Raw genomic sequence first — 24,339 nt, 5'->3', positions numbered from 1 at the left:
ACTTAGTCTTTTTAATGGAAATGATTTAACGTTTGAATTTATTGCTTACGCCAAGTTGTTCCATTCGGCCCATCTTCTAATACGATCCCCATAGCGGTAAGCTCATTACGCGCAGCATCTGCAGCTGCCCAATCTTTAGCTGCACGAGCTTTGTTGCGTTGTTTAATCAGTGCTTCAATTTTTGCCACTTCATCATCGTTAGAACCCGCTTGTAAGAATTTTTCTGGTTCTTGTTGAAGTAATCCTAAAATCGCACCCAATTCACGCAAACGTGCGGCAAGTCCATTGGCTTTCTCAACATCTTCTGTCTTTAATTTGTTAATTTCACGCGCCATTTCGAATAAAACAGAAAGTGCATTTGGCGTATTAAAATCATCATCCATTGCTTCACGGAAAGTTGCCACAAAATTTTCTCCGCCAAAAGCAACCGCACTTTGATCCGTTCCGCGTAAAGCCGTGTATAAACGTTCCAACGCTCCTTGTGCTAAATTCAAGTTTTCTTCGCTATAATTGAGCTGGCTACGATAATGTGCCGTTAATAAGAAATAACGCACTGCTTCTGCATTGTAGTGGTTTAATACATCACGAATAGTGAAGAAATTGCCGAGGGATTTCGACATTTTTTCTTTATCCACCATAATCATGCCAGAATGGATCCAATAATTCACATATTGACCACCATGCGCACAGCAAGATTGCGCAATTTCATTTTCGTGGTGTGGGAACATTAAATCAGAGCCACCACCGTGAATATCAAAATGCTCGCCAAGCTGTTTACAGTTCATAGCCGAACATTCAATATGCCAACCTGGACGACCTGCGCCCCAAGGGGAAGACCAACTTGGTTCGTTTTCTTTCGACATTTTCCAAAGCACGAAATCCATTGGATTTTTCTTGATTTCATTGATTTCAATACGTGCGCCAGCTTGTAATTGCTCAAGATCTTGACGAGATAATTTGCCATATTCTTTGAAGCTTTCTACATCAAACATCACATCGCCATTATCCGCGACATAAGCATGTCCACGTTTAATCAATTTTTCCACAATTTCAATAATTTCAGGAATATGATGGGTTGCGCGAGGCTCAAAATCAGGGCGTAATACATTAAGTGCATCAAAATCTTTATACATTTCCTGCACCATACGATCCACTAGCTGATCGCAGGTTTCTTTGTTTTCTAATGCACGTTTGATGATTTTGTCATCTACGTCCGTAATATTGCGCACATAAGTTAAATCGTAACCCAAAGAACGTAAATAACGGGCAATCACATCAAAACACACAAAAGTGCGTCCATGACCGATATGGCACAAATCATAAACAGTAACGCCACAAACATACATTCCCACTTTATTTTCGTGGATAGGTTTAAAGATTTCTTTTTCTCTCGTTAAGGTATTGAAAATTTTTAGCATTTTTAAGCTCGTAAAATGAAATAAAAACAAACCGCACTTTTATAGCACTTTTACCTCGATTGTGGAATAATACGACCCTTAATTTTTTAGAGGGAAAACAAAATGGTTACATTACACACAAATTTTGGCGACATTAAAATTAAATTGGATTTTGATAAAGCTCCAGTTACAGCAGAAAATTTCTTAAATTACTGCAAAGAAGGTTTTTATAATAACACAATTTTTCACCGTGTTATTGATGGCTTTATGATTCAAGGGGGTGGTATGGAAAGCGGTATGCGTGAAAAAGCAACCAAAGCACCAATCCAAAATGAAGCGAACAATCGTTTAAGCAACAAACGTGGAACCATTGCAATGGCACGCACATCAGATCCACATTCAGCGACCGCACAATTTTTCATTAACGTGGCAGACAATGATTTCTTAAATTATCGTTCAAAAGAAATGTTTGGTCGAGAAGTCGTTCAAGAATGGGGCTATGCAGTATTTGGTGAAGTGGTTGAAGGGATGGATGTTGTTGATAAAATCAAAAAAGTGAAAACAGGCAACAAAGGCTTTCATCAAGATGTTCCAACTGAAGATGTAGTGATTACATCGGTTTCAGTAGAATAATGGTGAATGGCGGATGAATTCCGCCATTTTTTATCGACCTAAAGGAAAATGCTCATGCCTTTCTTCGACACTCACACGCATCTTAATTATCTCCAACAATTTACTGGGGAACCGTTGTCACAGCTTATTGATAATGCTAAGCAAGCCGATGTGCAAAAAATACTGGTTGTGGCGGTGAAAGAAGCTGATTTTAAAACAATCCAAAATATGACCGCACTTTTTCCTGATAATTTGTGCTATGGGCTTGGGCTCCATCCTCTTTATATTCAAGAACACGCCGAAAATGATTTGATTCTGTTAGAACAAGCCTTAAAAAATCGTGATGCAAATTGCACGGCAGTGGCAGAAATTGGTTTAGAACGCGCGATTCCTGATTTGCTCACCGATGAATTTTGGGCAAAGCAATGTCATTTTTTTGAAAGCCAACTTTATTTGGCAAAGCAATTTAATTTACCCGTCAATATTCACAGTCGAAAAACCCATGATCAAATTTTTACTTTTTTAAAACGTATTCCATTATCTAAACTTGGCGTGGTACACGGTTTTTCAGGAAGTTACGATCAAGCAAAACGCTTTGTTGATTTAGGCTATAAAATCGGAGTTGGCGGCACTATCACTTATGAACGAGCCAATAAAACTCGTCAAGCGATTGCAAAGCTACCACTTGATTCATTGGTATTAGAAACTGACAGTCCTGATATGCCTGTATTTGGTTTTCAAGGCCAACCTAATCGACCAGAATGTATTGTGGAAAGTTTTAAAGCCCTTTGCACCTTAAGAAATGAACCTGCTGAATTGATTAAAAAACTTACATGGGAAAATGCTTGCCAGATTTTTTCTTGATCCACGTCACATTACTGAAATTATTTTGAATTAAATACTAGAAAAAAGAAACTGGCATAATAATATCCGCCTCGTAGAAAGTTTTTCTCAACACACAATAAGGATATATTATGTCGCAAATCTATACTCAGGTGAGAAAGTTAGCGGAACAGTTTATTGAGCCTTACGCCGACGAACTCGATCAAAAAAAGAGGCATTTAAGGAATTAGGTAAAGCTGGTTGGTTTTCACTTTTAATTCCAAAAGAATACGGCAGAATGGGATTAACCCTAAAAGAACACGCTGAAGTCTGTATGGCATTAGCTGAAAGTTCAGCCTCTGCTGGTCTCTGTTATATGATGAGTAACGTTGCAGTGAATTGTTTAAATCTATTCGGCAGCTATCAACTCAAACAAAAAATCTTTTCTGACATTGTTCAAAATAAAACCTTTGCCGCACTCGCCTATAGTGAATTAGGCACGGGTACTCACTTCTATTCGAGTTTTTACATCAACATGGCTTGGAATTTGGTCAAGATTATGTAGAAAAACGCTTTGATGTGGGTGTTGGTTTGCACGGTGATCATGTAGGCGGTGAATTAAATTCAGCCAATGCATTCACCGAAACCTTGTTCAAAATGGATTACAACAATCCAGAACATAAAGAAATGATGGATTTGGAAGGATTAAAACGTTGGATTGCGCGCAGAAAAAGCCTTAAATTACCTTCCACCAGAGCAAATATCAAAATTTCAGACAAAAAATTGCCCCATTAAGGGGCAATCTTATCAATGCGCTAAAGTTACTTATAGCTTTAAACAACGATTAAATATGTTGGTTAATGAAGTTAGCCAATTGAGTTTTTGGTAATGCACCAACTTGAGTTGCAACAACTTGACCATTTTTAATCAATAATAATGTTGGGATACTACGAACACCAAATTGTGCTGGCGTTGCTTGGTTGTCGTCCACATTCATTTTCACGATTTTAACTTTACCAGAAAATTCAGGCGCAAGTTCATCTAACACTGGAGCAATCATTTTGCAAGGACCACACCAAGGTGCCCAAAAGTCTAATAAAACGGGGATATCTGAATTAACTACAACGCTTTCAAAATCTGCGTCATTAATGTGTAATACTTCGCTCATTTTGTTTTCCTTATTTTGTGAATGGAATCCCTATATAAGGGCTTTTTTTAAACTTACAAGTGCGGTGCAGAATAACACCGTTTTAAAAAATGTAAACTAATCGTTTTAATTGCCAAAAACTAAGACGGCAAAACAATATTTTCACACACTTTACCCAATTTCAATTTATAAATGTTTGATAAAGTCACGTCTGCAATATTGGTTAGTGCTTCTTCGGTTAAAAACGCTTGGTGACCTGTTAGCAATACATTATGGCAAGAAGATAAACGGCGGAAAATATCATCTTGAATCACTTCGTTGGACTTATCTTCAAAGAATAAATCACGCTCATTCTCATAAACGTCCATACCTAACGCACCGATTTTGCGCTGTTTTAACGCATCAATTGCAGCTTGAGTATCAATCAAAGAACCACGGCTCGTATTAACGATCATCACGCCATCTTTCATTTTTGCAAAAGCCTCGCGATTTAATAAATGATAGTTTTCTGGCGTTGCTGGGCAATGAAGCGTAATCACATGAGATTTAGCATAAAGCTCATCTAATTCAACATATTGTCCCCCCAGTTCTTCCACCACTGGATTTTTAAAAGGATCGTACGCCAAGATATTCATGCCAAAACCTTTCAAAATTCGCATCACTGCGATCCCGATTTTTCCTGTTCCGATTACGCCGACTGTGCGTCCGTACATATTGAAACCAATTAACCCCTCAAGAGAGAAATTCGCTTCTCGGGTACGCTGATAAGCACGATGAATTCGACGATTCAGTGTCATCATCAAACCGATGGTATGTTCCGCCACCGCTTCAGGCGAATAAGCTGGAACGCGGACAACTTGGATGCCTAATTCTTGAGCTGCTTTTAAATCAACATTATTGAAGCCGGCACAACGCAAAGCCACAATTTTCACACCAAGTGCGGCTAATTTTTCTAATACTTTTCGGCTACCATTATCATTCACGAAAATGCATACTACTTCGCAATGTTCTGCCAAACGCACAGTGCTCTCATTCAGCATAAAATCAAAAAATTCTAAATCGAAATTATATTTCGCATTAATGAGCTCAATATATTTTCTGTCATAACTTTTAGTGCTATAGATTGCAATTTTCATGGTTTGCTCCAATTATTTTAAGTTTGCAAAAGCCTGTAATAAGTCCGCTTTAATATCTTCTACATCTTCAATACCGACTGAAAAACGCAACAAGGTATTAGTAATCCCACGAGCTACACGCTCGGGTTCTGGAATATCCATATGAGTTTGAGTGGCAGGATAAGTAATAAAACTTTCTGTGCCGCCTAGACTTTCTGCAAAAGTAATCAATTTGATGGATTTTAAGAATGTATTAACCCAAGCTTCATCTTGCAAACGGAAAGACAACATCCCACCTTTATTTGGATAAAGCACCGATTCCACTTGTGGTTGAGCTTTTAAAAATTCCGCAATGGCTTGTGCATTTTCTTGATGGCGTTTCATACGCAAAGAAAGGGTCTTCATACCACGAATAGTCAGCCAAGAATCAAACGGAGAAAGTACTGCACCCGCACCATTTTGAATATAAGCAATGCGATCACAAAGTTCTTGCCCTTTTGCAACGATTAAACCAACAAGTGCATCATTATGACCAGCAATATATTTAGTTCCGCTGTGAATTACCACATCCGCACCTAAATCTAACGGACGAGAAAGCACTGGCGTTAAAAACGTATTATCCACGATCAACATTAAGTTATGTTTTTTCGCAAGTTTTGCAATTTCAACCACATCACATTCTTCCATTAAAGGATTTGATGGGGTTTCAATAAAAATCGCTTTCGTATTTGGGTTAATGGCAGCCTCAATTGCTGAAGCAGATGCTGTATTAACATAAACAGGTTTTACACTATTGTTATTTTTATAAGAAAAATCTAATAATCGATAAGTACCACCATACACATCGCTAGAAACAATCCATTCATCTGGGGCGGTAAAAAGCGTCATCAAAACTTGAATTGCAGCCATACCAGAAGAAAACGCAAAACCACGATCTCCATTCTCTAATTTAGCTATCGTTTCTTCTAATACTGTGCGAGTTGGATTTTTGGTACGTGTGTAATCAAATCCCGTACTTTCACCGATACCACAATGACCATAAGCCGTAGAAAGAAAAATTGGTGCAGAAACCGCGCCCGTACGCTCATCACTGCGATTGCCTGCTTGAGCTAATAAAGTATCGATAGCATATTGTTGTGTCATAACATCCTCTAAAAATAATGAAAAAATTGACCGCACTTTACGTGTTAAAAAACGTTTAGCATTTTGGCACAAAGGAAAAAGTGATAAAAGTAGAAATTAGAAAATTACATAAAATTTCATTTTTCCATCATTTTCTGTGATTTATTTGAACAAAATGAACTTTTTTTAAACGGTTAGACAATTTTTTTAAATCTGTAATTGACAGTTATCTGAATTTCCGTAAAATGCGCACCACTAACAGCGAATGCGGGAATAGCTCAGTTGGTAGAGCACGACCTTGCCAAGGTCGGGGTCGCGAGTTCGAGCCTCGTTTCCCGCTCCAATTCGTGGCGTGTTAGCAAAGCGGTTATGCACTGGATTGCAAATCCATGTAGCTCGGTTCGACTCCGGGACACGCCTCCATAATACGCAAATGTTAGTTGTCTATATGCCCGAGTGGTGGAATCGGTAGACACAAGGGATTTAAAATCCCTCGCCTTTCGAGGCGTGCCAGTTCAAGTCTGGCTTCGGGCACCATTTAAACACCAATCCAAAGATTTTAAAATTTACTTTAAAATCATCTAATTGGGTCGTTAGCTCAGTCGGTAGAGCAGCGGACTTTTAATCCGTTGGTCGAAGGTTCGAATCCTTCACGACCCACCACTTAAAAATAAAGTAAGCACCGAAAGGTGTTTTTTTATTGCCTAAATCTGATACTACTTTTTAAATTACTTGCTTATTGAAAAATAGCTATTCTCTCCATCCAATCTAAAATAATTAATATATTTTATCGCTACGTTATATTTTCTAAAATAAAATAGCACCTGAAAATCAGATGCTATCCAAAACACAATAAAAATTTACCGCACTTTATGACTTCAATAAGTAAGCCCGTAGTTGTGCAAAATCATTATCCATTTCATCAGAAAGCAATGGTAGCTGATTATGTTTATCCAGTGTTTCAGGTAATGGAAGCTGAATACCAAGAATACGTTCTACGGATTCTTTAAATTTCGCAGGATGTGCAGTGCACAAGAAAATACCTACTTCATCTGCTTTAAGTTGATCCTTCAACACCTGATAAGCTATCGCACCGTGAGGCTCACATAAATAACCTTTCGACTGCATCGTTTTTAAGGTATCTTCTGTTTCGCTATCACTTAGCATCTCCGAACCTAAATCAGTTAAATCCCAACCATTTCGTTTAAACAATTCCTCCACTCTCGGCCAATTATTTGGGCGACTTACATCCATTGCATTAGAAAGGGTTGCAACTGTCGTTTTAGGATCCCAATTACCCGATTTCAAATAACGTGGCACAGTATCATTTGCGTTTGTTGAGGCGACAAAGCGTTTTATCGGCAAGCCTAAGGTTTTTGCAATTAATCCCGCCGTTAAGTTACCAAAATTACCACTTGGCACAGAAACCACGACATTATCACGTTTTTCTTTTGGCAATTGTGCGACAGCCTCAAAATAATAACAAACTTGAGCTAATAAACGGCTGATATTAATAGAATTTGCAGAGTTAAGCCCGATAGCTTGGCGCAATTCAACATCATCAAAGGCTTGCTTAACCAAAGCCTGACACGCATCGAAATCAGCGTTAATCGCAACAGTACGAATATTCCCACCTAAAGTACAGAACAGCTTTTCTTGCAATGGGCTGATTTTGCCTTTTGGATAAAGGATAACTACATTAATATTTTCTAATCCATAAAACGCATGTGCTACAGCGGCTCCAGTATCGCCTGAGGTTGCCGTTAAAATAGTAATTTTGCCATCACCACGAACTGCTGCAAGCGCCTGTGCCATAAAACGCCCACCAAAATCTTTAAATGCTAGCGTTGGACCGTGAAATAATTCAAGTGCATAAATATTATCTTCCACTTTTTCTAACGGTGCAGTGAAAGTAAACGCATTTTTTACCATTGCATCTAACGTTGCTTGTGGTAACTCGCCATCAATTAATGCACCTAGAATTTTTTGACTACGCTCAACAAGAGGCAATTCAAGTAATTCATTAATGTTATTAAGTTGAGGAATAACTTCTGGAAAGAATAGACCTTGATCCCGCCCAAGACCTTGACGAACAGCCTCAGAAAAAGTGACTTGTTCTTCTGGGTGTTTGATATTGTATAAATTCATATTTAATCCGTTTTTAATCTGATTTCATCTATTTAAATTAACTTATTTAATTTCTCTTGTGCCTTCGTTATCAACTTTACATACATGCACAAAACCTTCATTATTTTGTAAATAATGGCTTTCTAAATAACTTGAAAGTTTAATTGCAGTTTGTAAATCAGGGGCAATAGAGAAAATAGTTGGCCCTGAGCCTGAAATACCTGTGGCAAGTGCGCCTAAGTCTCGAGTAGCTTGTTTTACTTCAGCAAAATTAGGTAACAGAGATTCACGATAAGGCTCGGCAATGACATCTTTCATCATAATCGCGGCAAGATTTTCCTGATGGGTATGGCAAGCATGCACAAAGCCACCTAAATGACGACCATGGGCAATCACGTTTTGTCGAGTATAGCTTTTCGGTAAAATTGCTCGAGCTTCAGCAGTAGAAACTTCAATTCCCGGATAGGCTAACACCCAATACCAATTATCAAAAAATGGCAATTTTTGACAAATATTGCCGAGCGATTGCACCATAAATTGCACACCGCCAAGATAGCAAGGTGCGACGTTATCATAATGGATTGAACCAGAAATACGACCTTCCAATTCTCCCATCATTTCAAGCAATTCCATTTTCGAAAAAGGTTCATTATGAAACTGATTTAATGCCACTAATGCAGCAACAATAGAACAAGCACTAGAGCCTAAACCAGAGCCAATAGGCATATTTTTTTCGAGCGTTAAACGCAAAGGTTTAACATTTGCTCCGCGTAATTTTAATTGCTCGCTAAATAGCACATAAGCTTGGTAAACAATATTTTTTTGTGGTTCTTTCGGTAATTTACGAACAAAATAGCCCGCACTTTCTAACTCAAAACCAGTTGAAATAGATTCTATTTGAACCACATCGCCTAACAAAGAACCATCAATAGGAGAGATCGCAGCACCTAAAGTATCGAAACCTACGCTAATATTCGCGCTAGATGCAGGGGCGTAAATTCTTAACATTGGAAATCCTTATTAATGTTGTAATGTTCTTAAAATATCTGCAAAGATACCCGCAGCAGTGACCGCATTACCTGCACCATAGCCACGTAATAAAAGTGGAATCGGTTGATAATAACGAGTGTAAAATGCTAAGGCATTTTCACCATCTTTCACTTTATAAAGTGGATTATTCAGATCTACCGCAACGATGGATACTTTGCATTTTCCTTCACTAATTTTTCCAACATAACGCAATACTTTGCCTTCTGCTTTAGCTGTGGCAACGCGAGTTTTAAATTCTTCATCAAGCTGAGGCAACATTGCCATAAACTCATCTGCAGATTTTCCATCGGAGAAGCCTTTTGGCAATACACCTTCAACTTCAACATCTGAAAGTTCAAGTTCAATTCCCGCTTCACGAGCAAGAATTAATAATTTGCGTGCTACATCTTGTCCAGAAAGATCATCTCGAGGATCTGGCTCAGTAAAGCCTTTTTCACGCGCAAGTGCGGTTACTTCTGAAAGAGAAAGTCCTTCTTCCAACTTACCAAAAATAAAGGAAAGCGAGCCAGATAAAATCCCTTCAAAATATTCAAGCTCATCACCTGCTGCAAGTAAGTTTTGGAGATTTTCAATAACTGGCAAGCCCGCACCTACATTGGTTTCATATAAAAATTTATGCTGGCTTGCTTGGGCATTTTGGCGTAACTCATTGTAATAAACTAATTCTCGTGTATTCGCTTTTTTGTTTGGCGTAACCACATGGAAACCTTCTTTTAACGCACGAGCATAAAGCCCTGCTACAGATTCGGCTGAAGTACAATCTACAAATACTGGATTCACCACATGATGTAATTTAATGAAAGAAAGCAATACATCAAAATCTGATGGCTGAGTCGCATTTTCTAAATCGTTTTTCCAATCCTCTAAATTTAATCCATTTTCATCAAGCAACATACGGTTGGAATTCGCAATAGCACAAACTCGAATTTCAACATTCTTCTTTGCTAGATACTCCTTTTGACGCTTTACCTGCTCAATTAATTCTCCGCCTACTCCACCAACGCCCACTAAAAACATATCCACGACTTTTTTATTATTGAAAAGCGCCTGATGGGTAGCCTTCACCGCTTCAATGGCTTTATTTTGCGGCACAACCGCAGAAATTGAACGTTCGCTAGATCCTTGTGCAATCGCCACAATGCTAATGTTTGCCTGCGCTAATGCCGAGAAGAAACGAGCAGCAATGCCTTTCGCTTGCTTCATTCCATCGCCCACAACAGAAATAATGGATAAATCTTTAATCACTTCAATTGATTCTAATTGATGTTCATTTAATTCATTAGCAAACTCCGTTTCTAGTACGGTTTTCGCTACTTCTGCAGATTTCACAGGCACACAGAAACTAATACTATATTCAGACGAAGACTGAGTAATTAAAATAACTGAAATGCCTGCGCCTGACATGGCTGAAAATACGCGAGATGCCATGCCTACCATACCTTGCATACCAGGGCCTGACACATTAAACATCGCCAAATTGTCTAAGTTAGTGATACCTTTAACTTGCAAACTTTCTGATTTCACATTGCCATCAATAATCGAACCTGGCGCAGAAGGATTTCCTGTATTTTTAATGACACAAGGAATATTTTGTGGCAACAATGGCCCAATCGTACGAGGATGAATCACTTTCGCACCGAAATAAGAAAGTTCCATCGCTTCACGATAAGAAAGCGTTGGTAATAAACGTGCATCAGGCACTAAACGCGGATCGCAAGTATAAACGCCGTCCACATCGGTCCAAATTTCGCATACACTTGCGCCTAAACAAGCCGCTAAACAGGCTGCAGAATAGTCTGAGCCATTACGACCGAGCAATACCAACTCGCCTTTTTCATTACCTGCAGTAAAACCTGCCATCAGCACCACTTTATCTTTTGCGATATTTGCTGCATCAACACGTTTTGTTGATTCTTCAATTTCAACAGAAGATTCAAGATAACCGCCTTTTGCCAATAATTGTTTGACAGGATCCACAATATGTACGCTATAGCCACGCGCTTCAAACCAAGCTTTCATCATTGCAATAGAAAGTTTTTCCCCACGGCAATCAATGGTCGCTTTAACTGCATCTTCTACTTTTCCCGCTTGACGAATTTCTTCTAATAATCCTTTGATTTGAGCAAATTCAGCATCAATAAGTGCTTTGGTACCATTTAAGTCGAATTGATTATTTTCCGTATGTAAGCCGTTGATGATGTTATAGAAAATTTCGATTGCTTCGTTGAAATGCGTATCGGTTGATTGATTTAATGCAGCTTTTTCAGAAAGGGCGACGAGATGGTTGGTTATTTTGGCTGGTGCTGATAAAACACCTGCAGCCTGCTCTTCTAAATGAGCTTGCTCGATCAATTTCGCCGCTTGGGAAAAACGTTCCGGATTTGCAAGCGAAGTGCCGCCAAATTTAAGTACGCGCATAATTGGTTCTCCTAGATATTGTGTTTTTAAATTTATAAAAAAACCCGCTATTCAGTTGAATCGCGGGTTTTCTGTATCCTGTTTTTTGCTGCACTAACCCGCACCATTAATCATAATAATGGTCATCATAATGGCGGTAATCGTGCTAATGATTACGGATAAAGTGCGGTTATTTTTCATTGTGTTTTATCTTGAAAAATGAATGCGTAAAGAAATACCGAAATTTCCCTAGCTTGTCAAACAGAAAGTGACAAATTTTTCAGAAATTTTCTTAGTCAATAAATTTCGTGTAAACTAACCGCACTTTTTTATAAAGGAAAACCTATGAATATCCAGCATAATCTCAACCTAATTCAGCAAAAAATTGAAACGGCTTGTAAAGAAGAAAATCGCAATCAAAATACCGTAAAATTACTTGCCGTATCTAAGACCAAACCTATTTCCGAGATTCTTTCGGCTTATCAAGCGGGACAAACGGCTTTTGGGGAAAATTACGTGCAAGAAGGTGTAGAAAAGATCCAATATTTTGAGTCTCAAAATATAAACCTTGAATGGCATTTTATCGGCCCATTACAATCGAATAAAACCCGTCTCGTTGCAGAACATTTTGATTGGATGCAAACGCTTGATCGAGCAAAAATTGCAGATCGTTTAAATGAACAACGACCGACCAACAAGGCTCCATTGAATGTATTAATTCAGATTAATATCAGCGATGAAGAAAGTAAATCAGGTATTCAACCTGAGGAAATTCTAACACTAGCAAAACACATCGAAAATTTACCGCACTTATGCCTACGTGGCTTAATGGCAATACCCGCACCAACCGACAATATCGCAGAACAAGAAGCCGTGTTCAGAAAAATGTCAGACCTATTTGAACAACTGAAACAAGCCTTACCCAATCAACAAATTGATACACTTTCTATGGGAATGACGGATGATATGCCGAGCGCAATAAAATGCGGTTCTACAATGGTACGCATTGGCACTGCGATTTTTGGTGCAAGAAATTATTCAACATCACAAAATAAATAATCATGGAATAAGGCTCGAATTTAAAACAAGCCTTATTTCTTAATGAAATTTAAATGCCAGTACTCTCGCCACATTTTGAGCGGTAGAAATTAAATTTTGTTCGCCTTGTTTGAGAATATCCGATAAATCGCCAAGTTGGTGAATAATAGGGAACACCGCATCAATACCGTGATCAAACACCACATCATAATCTTCACGCAAACACCCTGCGATGGCGATCACTGGCTTATTGAACTGTTTTGCCGTACGCGCCACACCAATTGGCGTTTTACCCATAATACTTTGTGCATCTATTCGCCCTTCACCCGTAATCACTACATCAGCATCTTTTACATAGTCAATTAAATGTAACCGGTCTAACACAATTTGTATGCCTGCTTTCAGTTGTACGCTTGGTAATAATAGCAAGCCACCACCCATACCACCAGCAGCACCTGCGCCAGCCTGATCACGAATTTGTTTACCGCAATCGCGTTCGGCAATTTCAGCAAAATGCGAAAGTGCAGCATCAAGTTGTTTCACCATTTCAGGCGTTGCGCCTTTTTGTGGTCCAAAAATGGCAGATGCACCACATTCACCACAGAGCGGATTATTCACATCGCACGCTACTTCAATGTGAACTTGTTGCAAACGTGGATCTAATTGTTGAACGTCAATCTTCACAATATTTGCTAGCCCTGCTCCACCAAAACCGATAGGCTTATCTTGCGAATCTAAACATTGCATCCCTAGTGCTTGCAACATTCCTACACCACCATCGTTGGTTGCGCTACCGCCAATGCCAAGAATGAAACTCTCTACGCCTAAATCTAATGCCAGTTTAATCAACTCCCCTGTGCCGTAACTGGTGGTAAGCAAGGGATTGCGTTTTTCAGGCGGAACAAGATGTAAACCAGAAGCTGCTGCCATTTCGATAATCGCGGTTTTTCCATCTCCCGATAAACCGAAGAAACTTTTCACTTTGTCACCCAAAGGTGCGGTGACTTCACATTCAATGAGCTTGCCTTGCGTGGCATCCACAAGGGATTGAACTGTACCTTCGCCCCCATCTGCCATTGGCAATTTTACATAGTCCGCATCGGGGAATACACGTTTGAAGCCTGTTTCAATGGCGGTAGCTACTTCAAGTGCGGTCAAACTTTCTTTAAAAGAATCAGGTGCAATCACAAATTTCATAACAACTCCTAGAATTTAAATACGCCAAAAATTAAGGTAGAAACGATGGTCATCATCAAACCGACCGCACTTTCATAAGGAATAAGTTTTAAACGTTCTTTGATATCCATATTCACACTACCGCCTGTAGCATGGAAGAAAGAACCATGTGGCATATGATCAAATACGGTCGCCCCTGCATGAATCATTGCTGCACCAGCAAGACTGCTAACTCCAAGTTCTAACAAGGTACTACTGAACACATTGGATGCCACCGCAGTACCTGCCGTGGTAGAAGCTGTCGCTAAAGACATCAACACCCCTGAAATTGGTGCAAGAATGAATGATGGCAAACCTGAATGTTCCAAACCTTGAATCAATACTTCTTTTAAACCAGAATTGGCAATGATGCCAGCAAGCGCGCCTGTACCAAGTAACATAATTGCCACGGGTGTCATTTTACTCAATCCATTGATAGCATAACTATTTATATTGCGAAGTTTGCCCATACAAAGCGCACCAATCAAACCACCTAACGGCAATGCAATTAATGGATCAACTTTAATATCAAACAATGGACGAAGTGCCAATAGCAAAATTGCCACTAAAGGTGCGACAAGAGCGGTCAGAAATGAAGGTAAATTTTGCGTTTCAAGCACGATTACCTCTTTGTCAGTCACTTTAGAACCTTTGTTGATTAAGCGTTTTGCTAAGAAGTAGGTGAGAATCAAACCAAATAGCGCGGGAATTATACCAGCCATCATCACGGAAGTGAGTGGCAAATGAAAAGTATCTGCTGCCGCAATGGCATTTGGGTTTGGCGACATAATATTACCAGCTTTACCACCGCCAATCATGGCGAGCAAAATTGCAGCTTTCGATAAATCGCTGCGACGCGATAACGCTAAAGCAATTGGTGAAACAGTAATCACTGCCACATCCACGAACACACCCACCGCAGTTAAAATCATCGTCGCTAGTGCCAAGGCGAGTAAAGCTCGAGTTTCACCCAATTTATTAGTAATGGTTTCCGCGATAGAATTTGCTGCACCCGATTCAATCAGCACGCCTGCCAACACACCAGCAGCTAAGATACGCATAACCGCAGTAGTAATACCCTGTGCGCCACCGATCATTAGGCTCACTGTTTGCGATAAATCCGCACCACCAATTAAGCCTCCAACCAAAGCTCCCACCAACATACCATAAGCTGGTGAGACTTTTTTCAAAATGAGGAAGATAGCAACGATTAACGCCACCAACGCACCTATTGCTGAGACTGTTGTCATTTTTTCTCTCCTATAAAAATTAAAACCAAGGAGATTATTTCTGTTTTATAGGGAAAATGCTTTATTAGAGCAAACAAAAAGTGCGGTTAAAAATCATCAAACTTTGTAAAGTTATACAACCTCAATGTTCTAACAACGTTCCGAGATAGAGCGTTAATTTATCATCTATCTTATTGAAAAATAAGCCAGTTATTTGCTCTATTTTGTTCAATCGATAACGCAAAGTATTCGGGTGAACAAATAATTTTTCCGCAGTGAGATAAAGATCACAATTTGATAAAAAATATTGTTGAAGGGTTTTATAAAGTATCGCATTTTCTTCTGAGAAAAGGGGAGAAAGGGGTTTTATCAATTCGTTCCCTTGCCAAGAATGGGATAATCCAGCAAGTAACACAGGCAATCGATGCTCATCAAACACATAAATACCTTTGCGTGGATGATGTTTTAATCCATAAGAAAGCGTGCTTTGCGCACTTTGAAAAGACAAGGGAAGCTGCTCAAAAAGCGGTAGATTTAGACAAGCGCCTACAGCAATTTTATAATCTTGTTTTGAATAATCTGCAGGTAAAAGCGTTTTCATTTGAGCAGAAAGTACGGTGGAGTTTTGCCAAGTCTTTAAGACTACAACCTGATCAAGGGACAAAATTGCCACATCCTGTGCAAATTCAGACTGTTCCAAATAATTGATCAAATGCTGTAAATTATCCAGGGCTGGATTAAGTAACTTAATCAATACAACCACACGAGATTTATTTAAATCAAAAGAAAAAAATTTCGCCTGCTGTTCCATCTCTTTCCAATTCAAATTGCAATGTAATAATTGTAAAATAAATTCTTCTTTGTAACGACGATGCCAGCTTTCTTGTTCGAGTAAAGCCTGTTGTTCCACAATAAGTTCTGCCGTCATTTTCACTAGTTCGGCATATTGTTTCACCTGAGTTGGCTCACCAGAAATCCCCACCACTCCAATATTTTTGCCTAAATAATGAATCGGTAAATTAATCCCTGGTTGCGCTTCAAAATTCCATTTTTGTGCCAACGCTTGATCAATCTCTACCACACGATTTTCCCGCAACGCCAACACCGCTCCTGTGTGCCGTTGATTCAAACGCGTTGAATTTCCCGACGCAATGATCACACCGTCGTGATCCATTACATTTACAGAGTGATGAATGATCTTCATTGCACGTTTAACAATTTTTTTGGCAGTGTATTTGTCAAGTTGCATATTTGTAATAAAGAAGATAAATGAAGATAAAATATTGAGAAAAAGAAAGTTAGTCAAATATTGTTTTATCTGCAAGAAAAGACGGGAGACTATTCTCCCGCACTGCGTTTTTATCGCTATAATGTTTTATTCTGAACTTGAACATATCCCATAATTAATGCCAAAATACCTAGTGGAAAAATGAGATCTATTACAGAACCATCATTTCCCCAAATCAAGAATAGCTTTGATGAAAATAAGTAAAATCGGTAAGACAATAGGAATACTCACGACATAGCCCGTAATGGCTAATGCCCATTCTTCCTTTTTCTTACCTAGAAATTTGATAAAGCTGAACGCCATTTTTTCAGCAACTGGGCAGATTGAAGTTTCACCATGTAAAGGTTCTCGAATAATGCTACTTACAAAGGAAGAAGTCGCTTTATTTGGTTTTCCTGGACGGATACAAATTGTGAGCAGGCGAAGACAGAGACCATCAACAAAACCTTTTCTTGTATAGTCATTAATAAGTAATTCACTCATTGCTTTTTGTGCACCATAAGTCGATTGTGGCGTTACAGCAGTAGAATCCTGAATAATTTCTGGTAAATCACCACCAAATACAGCAAGTGAACTAGAAAAATAAAACGAATTTTAGTATCAGATTCATCAAAATATGGGAAAGTGGCGACATTCCATATTTGTCCACTAACAAATTTTGATCACATAATTTGCGACAAAAATCTTGTTGAATCTGCACAGAATGGCATTAGAGAATTAAATATTAATTTAACTATCGTATAAATAAATTAATATAAATGATCTGCACCCCAAAACTAAACAAATAAGCTTACTCATTAAGGTGCAAATCAAAGTGCGGTTCATTTTTATATTATTTTTGGCTACATACAGCAATAAAATGTAATTTATGTTCAGGATCATTAAAGGTTTTGAACATTCTTTTAAATTGCTCACGATTTTCCGCTTTCATCGCATTACGGATGATTTTTAACGTACCGAAAATTCCTTCATCATAAATCATTCCTTTTGGGGAAAGTAATGTCATCTCACCAGAGAAAGTATCAACATTTCTAAAACCACTTTCTTGGAATATGCCTTTCCATCCATCTTTCGTTAATGGCGTGACAGTCACGTTAATCGCTTTGCGCATATTTTCTAGAATAGTTTGATGATCATTCCCCACCAGCATAACATCGTGAGTAAGCAATAAACCATTGGGTTTTAACACTCGAAAATATTCTGCAATGGCTTTTTTCTTCGCTTCCACGGGTAACATTGTGAGCATCGCTTCATTGATGACAATATCAAAACTTTCATCCTCGAAAGGCAACTTCATCGCATTCGCATGCTGTACATGAATTTTTTCTTGCAAGCCATTTGCTTCAATATTTGCTTGTGCTTTTGCTAACGCATTTTCATCTAAATCAACACCTTCAATATGACAACCAAATTGTTTCGCCAATCCAATTGCAGTCGTCCCCATATTACAGGCAACCTCTAACACTTTTTTATCTTGGCTAAAATCGCCATTGGCAATTAACCAATCTGTCGCTTTTTTACCGCCTGGACGCAAACGCGTTTTACCCAAACGTGCAAGAAAATTATGCCCTACTTCATCTTTTGCCATTTTTATCTCCTAGTAATTAACTTGGTTTTTATATTATAGATAAAAATGATAACTATTAAAATGATAGATTAAATAAATTAAGGCGGAATAATTGTTCCGCCTTTTCCTATTATTTCTTCAATGCTTTTTTCAATTCAATTTATTCCTTTGAAGATAACAAAACTTACATACCGAAACGCTTTACTCAATATGTAAAAACATTGGTAGAAGGTGCAAATCAGTATATTGTTGCTGGAAATATGTATAACGGCGACGTAGAAGATTTGAATAAACTGCATCTTTATATAATGTCTCAAATGGAAAAACCGGCAACTAAAGCTGAGTTGAAATCAGCATTACAAGGCTATTTAATTCAAAATGAATATCAAGATATGAATAACAATGATAAATTGATTGATGAAACTTATGATTGCACTGAGTTGTTTAATGCACTTTGTGATGCATTAACAAGATTAGGCTATATCCCGCCTGTAAACCTATAATCTATGTATGGTTCGTTTAATGTACCGTTTTGTTTTTCATCTAAATATCAATTTAAATTGAGAACTATTTGCATTTAAATAAAATTAGGCATAGAATAGCCACAATTCAGGCTTAACTGAATAATTTGCACTCAACATAAGGAGCTTTTCAATGCAATTTAAACATTTCAAACTTGCTACCCTTGCGGCAGCACTTGCTTTTTCTGCTAATAGTTTTGCTGATATTACCGTTTATAATGGTCAGCACAAAGAAGCAGCTACGGCTGTGGCAAAAGCCTTTGAACAGGAAACAGGCATTAAAGTTACGCTAAATAGCGGGAAAAGTGAGCAACTTGCAGGTCAATTAAAAGAAGAAGGCGATAAAACACCAGCCGATGTTTTCTATACTGAACAAACAGCGACTTTTGCCGATCTTTCTGAAGCAGGGCTTTTAGCACCAATTTCAGAACAAACCATTAAACAAACCGCACAAAAAGGCGTACCACTTGCACCGAAAAAAGACTGGATTGCATTAAGTGGCCGTTCTCGCGTAGTGGTTTACGATCACACTAAATTATCTGAAAAAGATATGGAAAAATCAGTGCTTGATTATGCAACACCAAAATGGAAAGGCAAAATCGGTTATGTATCAACTTCTGGCGCGTTCTTAGAGCAAGTTGTTGCGTTAAGCAAAATGAAAGGGGACAAAGTTGCGCTTAATTGGTTAAAAGGTTTAAAAGAGAACGGAAAACTTTACGCTAAAAATAGTGTGGCATTACAAGCGGTTGAAAATGGCGAAGTACCTGCTGCGTTAATCAATAACTATTATTGGTATAACCTAGCAAAAGAAAAAGGCGTGGAAAACCTAAAAAGCCGTCTTTATTTTGTTCGCCACCAAGATCCAGGTGCGTTAGTTAGCTATTCAGGTGCAGCAGTATTGAAAGCTTCTAAAAATCAAGCTGAAGCACAAAAATTTGTTGATTTCTTAGCGAGTAAAAAAGGTCAAGAGGCATTAGTGGCAGCGCGTGCAGAATATCCGTTACGTGCTGATGTGGTTTCGCCATTTAATCTTGAACCTTATGAAAAATTAGAAGCACCAGTGGTGTCCGCAACAACAGCTCAAGATAAAGAACATGCGATCAAATTAATTGAAGAAGCTGGATTGAAATAATCCAAATATTGCGTGCGTGTATTTGAAAAAATTCACGCACGCGTTTACAATTCTCTAACAAAATTAACCGCTTGCGTGCGTGAACTGAAAGGTTCACATTCCTAAAAGGATTTAACTTTGCCTCGCAGACCGCCATTCTGGCTCACTTTACTTATCATCTTAATCGGGCTTCCGTTATGTTTGCCGTTTCTGTATGTCATTTTGCGTGCGACAGAAGTGGGATTAACGCGAAGTGTTGAGCTATTGTTTCGCCCTCGAATGGCTGAATTATTAAGCAATACAATGCTTTTAATGGTTTGTGTAACTATCGGTGCTATTTCACTTGGCACGCTTTGTGCTTTTTTACTTGAACGTTATCGCTTTTTCGGTAAAGCTTTTTTTGAAGTGGCGATGACGTTACCCCTTTGTATTCCCGCCTTTGTAAGTTGTTTTACTTGGATCAGCCTCACATTCCGCGTTGAGGGTTTTTGGGGAACAATTGGTATTATGACATTAAGTTCATTTCCTTTGGCTTATTTACCCGTTTCCGCCATACTAAAAAGACTTGATCGTTCTCTTGAAGAAGTAAGCCTTTCGCTGGGTAAAAGCCCTGTGTATACCTTTTGGTATGTTATTTTCCCGCAACTTAAACCCGCCATTGGTAGTAGTATCTTACTGATTGCTTTACATATGTTGATCGAATTTGGTGCAGTGTCAATTTTAAATTATCAAACCTTTACCACTGCCATTTTCCAAGAATATGAAATGTCTTTTAACAACAGCACTGCTGCATTATTATCCGCCGTTTTAATGGCGATTTGTATACTTATTGTTTTTGGGGAAATTTTCTTTCGTGGAAAACAAACCCTTTACCACAGTGGAAAAGGTGTTACGCGTCCTTATCTCGTAAAAACACTTTCCTTTGGAAAACAATGTTTAACCTTCGGATTTTTCTCTAGCATATTCATTTTAAGCATTGGCGTGCCTGTGATTATGTTAATTTACTGGCTTATTGTGGGAACTTCACTCGAAAGTGCGGGTGATTTTTCAGAATTTTTATCGGCATTCAGCAATTCATTTATCATTTCAGGCTTAGGCGCATTGCTTACCGTAATGTGCGCCTTGCCATTAGTTTGGGCAGCTGTTCGTTACCGTAGTTATTTAACGATTTGGATCGACCGCTTGCCATATCTATTACACGCTGTGCCAGGCTTAGTCATTGCCTTATCATTAGTCTATTTTTCCATCCATTACGCTAACGACCTATATCAAACCTTTTTTGTGATTATCATTGCCTACTTTATGCTCTATTTGCCAATGGCACAAACTACATTAAGAGCGTCTTTAGAGCAACTTTCCGATCAAATTGAAAAAGTCGGACAAAGTCTTGGGCGAAACCCTTTCTATATTTTTCGCACCTTGACGCTACCAGCCATATTACCAGGTGTGGCAGCCGCATTTGCTTTGGTTTTTTTGAATTTAATGAAAGAGCTTACCGCGACGCTTTTGCTCACATCAAATGATATTAAAACCTTATCCATTGCTGTGTGGGAACATACCAGCGATGCGCAATATGCTGCCGCCACCCCTTATGCGTTAATGCTCGTTCTTTTTTCGGGTATTCCTGTATTCTTATTGAAAAAATATGCGTTTAAATAAAATGATAAATAATCCGTTATTAACCGTTAAAAATCTCAATAAATTTTTTAATGAACAACAAGTTCTGCACGATATTTCATTCAGCTTACAACGCGGAGAAATCCTCTTTTTACTTGGTGCTTCAGGCTGTGGCAAAACTACATTATTACGTGCCATTGCAGGATTTGAACACCCCAATACTGGCGAAATTTGGCTAAAAGAGCGGTTAATTTTTGGCGAGAATTTTAATCTTCCAACGCAACAACGTCATCTCGGTTATGTGGTGCAAGAGGGCGTACTTTTTCCTCACTTAAATGTCTATCGCAACATTGCTTACGGATTAGGCAACGGCAAAGGAAAAAATAGCGAAGAAAAAACGCGGATTGAACAAATAATGCAACTAACGGGTATTTTTGAACTGGCGGATCGCTTTCCACATCAACTTTCAGGCGGACAACAACAACGCGTAGCATTGGCGCGTGCTTTAGCCCCTAATCCAGAACTGATTTTATTAGACGAGCCTTTCAGTGCCTTAGACGAGCATCTTCGCCAACAAATTCGCCAAGAGATGCTCCAAGCACTTCGCCAAAGCGGTGCTTCCGCAATTTTCGTTACTCACGACCGTGATGAATCCTTACGCTACGCTGATAAAATCGCCATTATTCAGCAAGGTAAAATTTTACAAATCGATACGCCTCGCACCCTTTATTGGTCGCCTAATCATCTTGAAACAGCAAAATTTATGGGGGAAAGTATTGTTTTGCCTGCAAATCTACTCGATGAAAATACCGCTCAATGCCAATTAGGCAATATTCCTATAAAAAATAAATCAATCTCACAAAATCAAGGTAGGATTTTGCTTCGTCCAGAACAATTTAGCCTGTTTAAAACATCAGAAAATCCAACCGCACTTTTTAATGGACAAATAAAACAAATTGAATTTAAAGGAAAAATTACCTCCATTCAAATTGAAATTAATGGCTACGCAATATGGATTGAGAACGTTATTTCTCCCGATTTATCTATTGGCGATAATTTGCCTGTTTATTTACATAAAAAAGGGCTTTTTTACGCTTAACAATAAAGCCTTATCTTCACAATAAGGCTTATTTTTAAACAATATATTCGGAAAAAATTTGTTCAAGATGTGATATTAAACAGTCTGCCCCTAAAATATTTTCCCCTTTCCACGCCTGTTGCAAAATCTCTGGAGAAAATTGCTGGCTTGCTAATTCAGCTAACGGCAAATAACTGATATGCCAAGGCTCCCGCCCTATTTTTTTATTTGGCTGCATATTCATAAAAGGCAAAGCAAAATCAAAGTGCGGTAAATTTTCGGCAAGAAATTCACTCAATTCAAAGAAGTAGCCGCCTTTTTCATATTCCCAAGGCTCTAGTTGTAAAGATTGCCCTTGTGGCAAAAGATCAGGATCAAAAATATCCACTTCCGTTCCCCAATGATGACGGCTAGCCGCTGGTAATGCAGACCAACGTAAAATCGCCTGACATTTTTGCCAGTCATCTAATTGGCTTAAATCTAATGCCTTTCCTGCGTCATCATGGACTTTTCTCTCGCCCTTAAATTTACTGTTCCAAATAAGTTGTTGGCGTTCAAAATCACGAAAACTGCTCGCAGGCTGTAAATTAAAGCCATTTTTTGCCGCACTTTGTTGCAAAGCTTGAAATGCTTGCACAGCTTGCGTTTGCAAAAAATGATTTGATGAATGAATTGCGGGTAAATTGACTAAATGCTCACGGGACTTTCCTGTAAGCATTTCTGGGGTTAATTTCATTTTAGCTATCCAATAAATTCACTAACATTTTGTGGTAAATTTCACCGCACTTGCCAAGGTCTTCTACACTGACACATTCATTGACTTTATGAATGCTTGAATTTAACGGGCCAAATTCCACTACTTCTGCGCCCATCAATGCAATAAAACGACCGTCTGACGTGCCACCACCTGTTTCAGCCTTTGGCGTTATACCTGTGATTTCCTCAATAGCGGAGGTTATCGAATCTAATAATTTACCTGGTTTTGTTAAAAAGGGTTTGCCTGATAAATTCCATTCAATACGATATTTCAAATTGTGTTTTTCTAGCATTTCAGCCACTTTTTGCTTAATGATTTCATCCGTGACTTCTGTGCAATAACGCAAATTGAACTGAATATATAACTCAGCAGGAATTACATTATTACTTCCCGTACCCGCGTGAATGTTAGCAATTTGTAGGCTTGTTGGCGGGAAAAATCCATTACCTTCATCCCATTGGTAAGTCGTTAATTCTTGCAAAAACGGGGCGGCTTTATGGATTGGGTTTTCAGCTAAATGCGGATAGGCTACGTGTCCTTGAATACCTTGAATATAAAGATTTCCTGTAATTGAGCCGCGGCGACCATTTTTGACAACATCGCCTAAGTTTTTAGCACTCGATGGCTCGCCAACCATACAATAAGTAATTTTTTCATCACGCGCCATTAACGTCTCAACCATGCGTATAGTTCCATCTTTTGCGGCAGCCTCTTCATCAGAGGTAATCAATAATGCAATGGTGCCTTTATGGTTAGGATTTGCTTTTACGTATTCTTCTGCCGCCACAATCATTGCTGCAAGGGAGCCTTTCATATCCGCCGCACCACGCCCATAAAGCATGCCATCAATAATCTCCGCAGAAAACGGCGGAGACGACCACTGATTTCCATCGCCAGTAGGCACAACATCCGTATGTCCTGCAAACGCAATAACTGGCTCGCTCGTTCCGTGTTTTGCCCACAAATTCAACGTGTCATTAAAAGGCATCCATTCAATTTGAAAACCTAACTTTTCTAAACGTTCGGCAATAATTTGCTGACAGCCTTCGTCATTCGGGCTAATAGATGGGCGACGAATTAAATCTTGCGCCAACGAAATCACTTTTTCTCTCATAAAAACACCTAAGAA

At 38.7% G+C, this 24,339-nt stretch carries 21 protein-coding genes, 4 tRNA genes, 2 pseudogenes and 1 other annotated feature; of the genes and pseudogenes, 13 read left to right on the top strand and 14 right to left on the bottom strand.

Translation table 11 applies throughout. The features are described from left to right. Nucleotides 1-38: 38 nt before the first annotated feature. A complete protein-coding gene (cysS, locus tag DV356_RS07670; protein WP_105894307.1) occupies nucleotides 39-1,418 on the bottom strand; it encodes a cysteine--tRNA ligase in 1,380 nt (459 codons plus the stop codon). Nucleotides 1,419-1,520: 102 nt separating this feature from the next. Between cysS and DV356_RS07665 the strand changes: the two genes are divergently transcribed. From DV356_RS07665 to DV356_RS07650, 4 genes and pseudogenes are all read left to right on the top strand, one after another. After that, on the top strand, nucleotides 1,521-2,030 hold the full coding sequence (locus tag DV356_RS07665) for a peptidylprolyl isomerase (RefSeq protein WP_005690982.1): 510 nt from the start codon (nucleotides 1,521-1,523) through the stop codon (nucleotides 2,028-2,030). Between the two features lie 54 nt (nucleotides 2,031-2,084). Continuing rightward, nucleotides 2,085-2,873, top strand: coding sequence for a TatD family hydrolase (locus tag DV356_RS07660; RefSeq protein ID WP_038439590.1), 789 nt, complete (start codon nucleotides 2,085-2,087; stop codon nucleotides 2,871-2,873). A gap of 229 nt (nucleotides 2,874-3,102) precedes the next feature. Then, nucleotides 3,103-3,396: pseudogene (locus DV356_RS07655) on the top strand (acyl-CoA dehydrogenase family protein); the annotation flags it as partial. Next, entirely contained in the window at nucleotides 3,372-3,626 is a 255-nt protein-coding gene (locus DV356_RS07650) for a hypothetical protein (RefSeq protein ID WP_005693836.1), read from the top strand. The pseudogene DV356_RS07655 and the gene DV356_RS07650, both read left to right, overlap by 25 nt. 49 nt (nucleotides 3,627-3,675) lie before the next feature. Here DV356_RS07650 and trxA read toward each other — a convergent pair whose 3' ends face one another. The 3 genes from trxA to DV356_RS07635 form a co-directional block, all read right to left on the bottom strand. Continuing rightward, the gene (gene trxA, locus DV356_RS07645; RefSeq protein WP_005690977.1) at nucleotides 3,676-3,999 is read right to left on the bottom strand and encodes a thioredoxin; all 324 of its coding nucleotides are present in this window, start codon (nucleotides 3,997-3,999) and stop codon (nucleotides 3,676-3,678) included. A 119-nt stretch (nucleotides 4,000-4,118) separates the two neighbouring features. Further along, on the bottom strand, nucleotides 4,119-5,114 hold the full coding sequence (locus DV356_RS07640; RefSeq protein WP_005663181.1) for a 2-hydroxyacid dehydrogenase: 996 nt from the start codon (nucleotides 5,112-5,114) through the stop codon (nucleotides 4,119-4,121). A gap of 12 nt (nucleotides 5,115-5,126) precedes the next feature. Then, entirely contained in the window at nucleotides 5,127-6,236 is a 1,110-nt protein-coding gene (locus DV356_RS07635; RefSeq protein ID WP_041174724.1) for a methionine biosynthesis PLP-dependent protein, read from the bottom strand. A gap of 246 nt (nucleotides 6,237-6,482) precedes the next feature. Here DV356_RS07635 and DV356_RS07630 point away from each other — a divergent pair. The 4 genes from DV356_RS07630 (at nucleotide 6,483) to DV356_RS07615 (ending at nucleotide 6,878) form a co-directional block, all read left to right on the top strand. Next, nucleotides 6,483-6,558, top strand: a tRNA-Gly gene (locus DV356_RS07630). A 6-nt stretch (nucleotides 6,559-6,564) separates the two neighbouring features. Next, nucleotides 6,565-6,638, top strand: a tRNA-Cys gene (locus DV356_RS07625). 27 nt (nucleotides 6,639-6,665) lie between these two features. Next, nucleotides 6,666-6,752: transfer RNA gene (locus tag DV356_RS07620), tRNA-Leu, on the top strand. A gap of 50 nt (nucleotides 6,753-6,802) precedes the next feature. Next, nucleotides 6,803-6,878, top strand: a tRNA-Lys gene (locus DV356_RS07615). Between the two features lie 207 nt (nucleotides 6,879-7,085). On the opposite strand, the gene thrC is transcribed toward DV356_RS07615, so the two are convergent. The 3 genes from thrC to thrA are packed head-to-tail and all read right to left on the bottom strand — an operon-like array spanning nucleotide 7,086 to nucleotide 11,810. Continuing rightward, nucleotides 7,086-8,363 carry a threonine synthase gene (gene thrC / locus DV356_RS07610; protein WP_118806764.1) on the bottom strand — a complete coding sequence of 426 codons (1,278 nt, stop codon included), beginning with the start codon at nucleotides 8,361-8,363 and terminating at the stop codon, nucleotides 7,086-7,088. A gap of 42 nt (nucleotides 8,364-8,405) precedes the next feature. Then, the gene (gene thrB, locus DV356_RS07605; RefSeq protein ID WP_005654296.1) at nucleotides 8,406-9,350 is read right to left on the bottom strand and encodes a homoserine kinase; all 945 of its coding nucleotides are present in this window, start codon (nucleotides 9,348-9,350) and stop codon (nucleotides 8,406-8,408) included. Nucleotides 9,351-9,362: 12 nt separating this feature from the next. Continuing rightward, nucleotides 9,363-11,810 carry a bifunctional aspartate kinase/homoserine dehydrogenase I gene (thrA, locus tag DV356_RS07600; RefSeq protein WP_071162700.1) on the bottom strand — a complete coding sequence of 816 codons (2,448 nt, stop codon included), beginning with the start codon at nucleotides 11,808-11,810 and terminating at the stop codon, nucleotides 9,363-9,365. Between the two features lie 33 nt (nucleotides 11,811-11,843). Further along, nucleotides 11,844-11,962 (bottom strand) — a sequence feature (Thr leader region). Between the two features lie 172 nt (nucleotides 11,963-12,134). On the opposite strand from thrA, the gene DV356_RS07595 reads away from it, so the two are divergent. Further along, entirely contained in the window at nucleotides 12,135-12,848 is a 714-nt protein-coding gene (locus tag DV356_RS07595; RefSeq protein ID WP_112119569.1) for a YggS family pyridoxal phosphate-dependent enzyme, read from the top strand. A 39-nt stretch (nucleotides 12,849-12,887) separates the two neighbouring features. Here DV356_RS07595 and DV356_RS07590 read toward each other — a convergent pair whose 3' ends face one another. The 5 genes from DV356_RS07590 to DV356_RS07565 all read right to left on the bottom strand — a co-directional run bounded on the left by DV356_RS07590 (nucleotide 12,888) and on the right by DV356_RS07565 (nucleotide 18,147). Continuing rightward, nucleotides 12,888-14,024, bottom strand: coding sequence for a glycerate kinase (locus tag DV356_RS07590; RefSeq protein ID WP_112119570.1), 1,137 nt, complete (start codon nucleotides 14,022-14,024; stop codon nucleotides 12,888-12,890). 8 nt (nucleotides 14,025-14,032) lie between these two features. After that, complete coding sequence (locus DV356_RS07585) at nucleotides 14,033-15,292, bottom strand: GntP family permease (protein ID WP_038439582.1); 1,260 nt, start codon at nucleotides 15,290-15,292, stop codon at nucleotides 14,033-14,035. A gap of 121 nt (nucleotides 15,293-15,413) precedes the next feature. Continuing rightward, nucleotides 15,414-16,520, bottom strand: a complete 1,107-nt coding sequence (locus DV356_RS07580) for a PucR family transcriptional regulator (protein ID WP_005667897.1) — start codon at nucleotides 16,518-16,520, stop codon at nucleotides 15,414-15,416. Nucleotides 16,521-16,721: 201 nt separating this feature from the next. Beyond that, nucleotides 16,722-17,096 carry a GntT/GntP/DsdX family permease gene (locus tag DV356_RS10020; protein ID WP_422567863.1) on the bottom strand — a complete coding sequence of 125 codons (375 nt, stop codon included), beginning with the start codon at nucleotides 17,094-17,096 and terminating at the stop codon, nucleotides 16,722-16,724. A gap of 295 nt (nucleotides 17,097-17,391) precedes the next feature. Next, nucleotides 17,392-18,147 carry a class I SAM-dependent methyltransferase gene (locus DV356_RS07565; protein WP_118806763.1) on the bottom strand — a complete coding sequence of 252 codons (756 nt, stop codon included), beginning with the start codon at nucleotides 18,145-18,147 and terminating at the stop codon, nucleotides 17,392-17,394. 137 nt (nucleotides 18,148-18,284) lie between these two features. Here DV356_RS07565 and DV356_RS07560 point away from each other — a divergent pair. From DV356_RS07560 to fbpC, 4 genes and pseudogenes are all read left to right on the top strand, one after another. Next, nucleotides 18,285-18,629 (top strand): annotated as a pseudogene (locus tag DV356_RS07560) (hypothetical protein); the annotation flags it as partial. A gap of 151 nt (nucleotides 18,630-18,780) precedes the next feature. After that, nucleotides 18,781-19,779, top strand: coding sequence for an iron ABC transporter substrate-binding protein (locus DV356_RS07555; protein WP_011961812.1), 999 nt, complete (start codon nucleotides 18,781-18,783; stop codon nucleotides 19,777-19,779). Between the two features lie 117 nt (nucleotides 19,780-19,896). Further along, nucleotides 19,897-21,417: an ABC transporter permease gene (locus tag DV356_RS07550; protein ID WP_192882171.1), complete on the top strand. Its 1,521-nt coding sequence runs from the start codon at nucleotides 19,897-19,899 to the stop codon at nucleotides 21,415-21,417. Beyond that, nucleotides 21,404-22,474, top strand: a complete 1,071-nt coding sequence (gene fbpC, locus DV356_RS07545; protein ID WP_192882170.1) for a heme ABC transporter ATP-binding protein FbpC — start codon at nucleotides 21,404-21,406, stop codon at nucleotides 22,472-22,474. The genes DV356_RS07550 and fbpC overlap by 14 nt, the downstream gene beginning before the upstream one ends. A 34-nt stretch (nucleotides 22,475-22,508) precedes the next feature. Here fbpC and DV356_RS07540 read toward each other — a convergent pair whose 3' ends face one another. Next, on the bottom strand, nucleotides 22,509-23,189 hold the full coding sequence (locus DV356_RS07540) for a M15 family metallopeptidase (RefSeq protein ID WP_118806761.1): 681 nt from the start codon (nucleotides 23,187-23,189) through the stop codon (nucleotides 22,509-22,511). Nucleotide 23,190: 1 nt separating this feature from the next. Beyond that, nucleotides 23,191-24,324: a succinyl-diaminopimelate desuccinylase gene (dapE, locus tag DV356_RS07535; protein ID WP_118806760.1), complete on the bottom strand. Its 1,134-nt coding sequence runs from the start codon at nucleotides 24,322-24,324 to the stop codon at nucleotides 23,191-23,193. Between the last annotated feature and the right edge of the window lie 15 nt (nucleotides 24,325-24,339).

Origin of the sequence: Haemophilus influenzae, from assembly GCF_003494325.1 — a bacterium.
In the GTDB taxonomy this organism is placed as follows: domain Bacteria; phylum Pseudomonadota; class Gammaproteobacteria; order Enterobacterales; family Pasteurellaceae; genus Haemophilus; species Haemophilus influenzae_I.
This window is presented reverse-complemented; position numbering and strand designations above follow the sequence as displayed.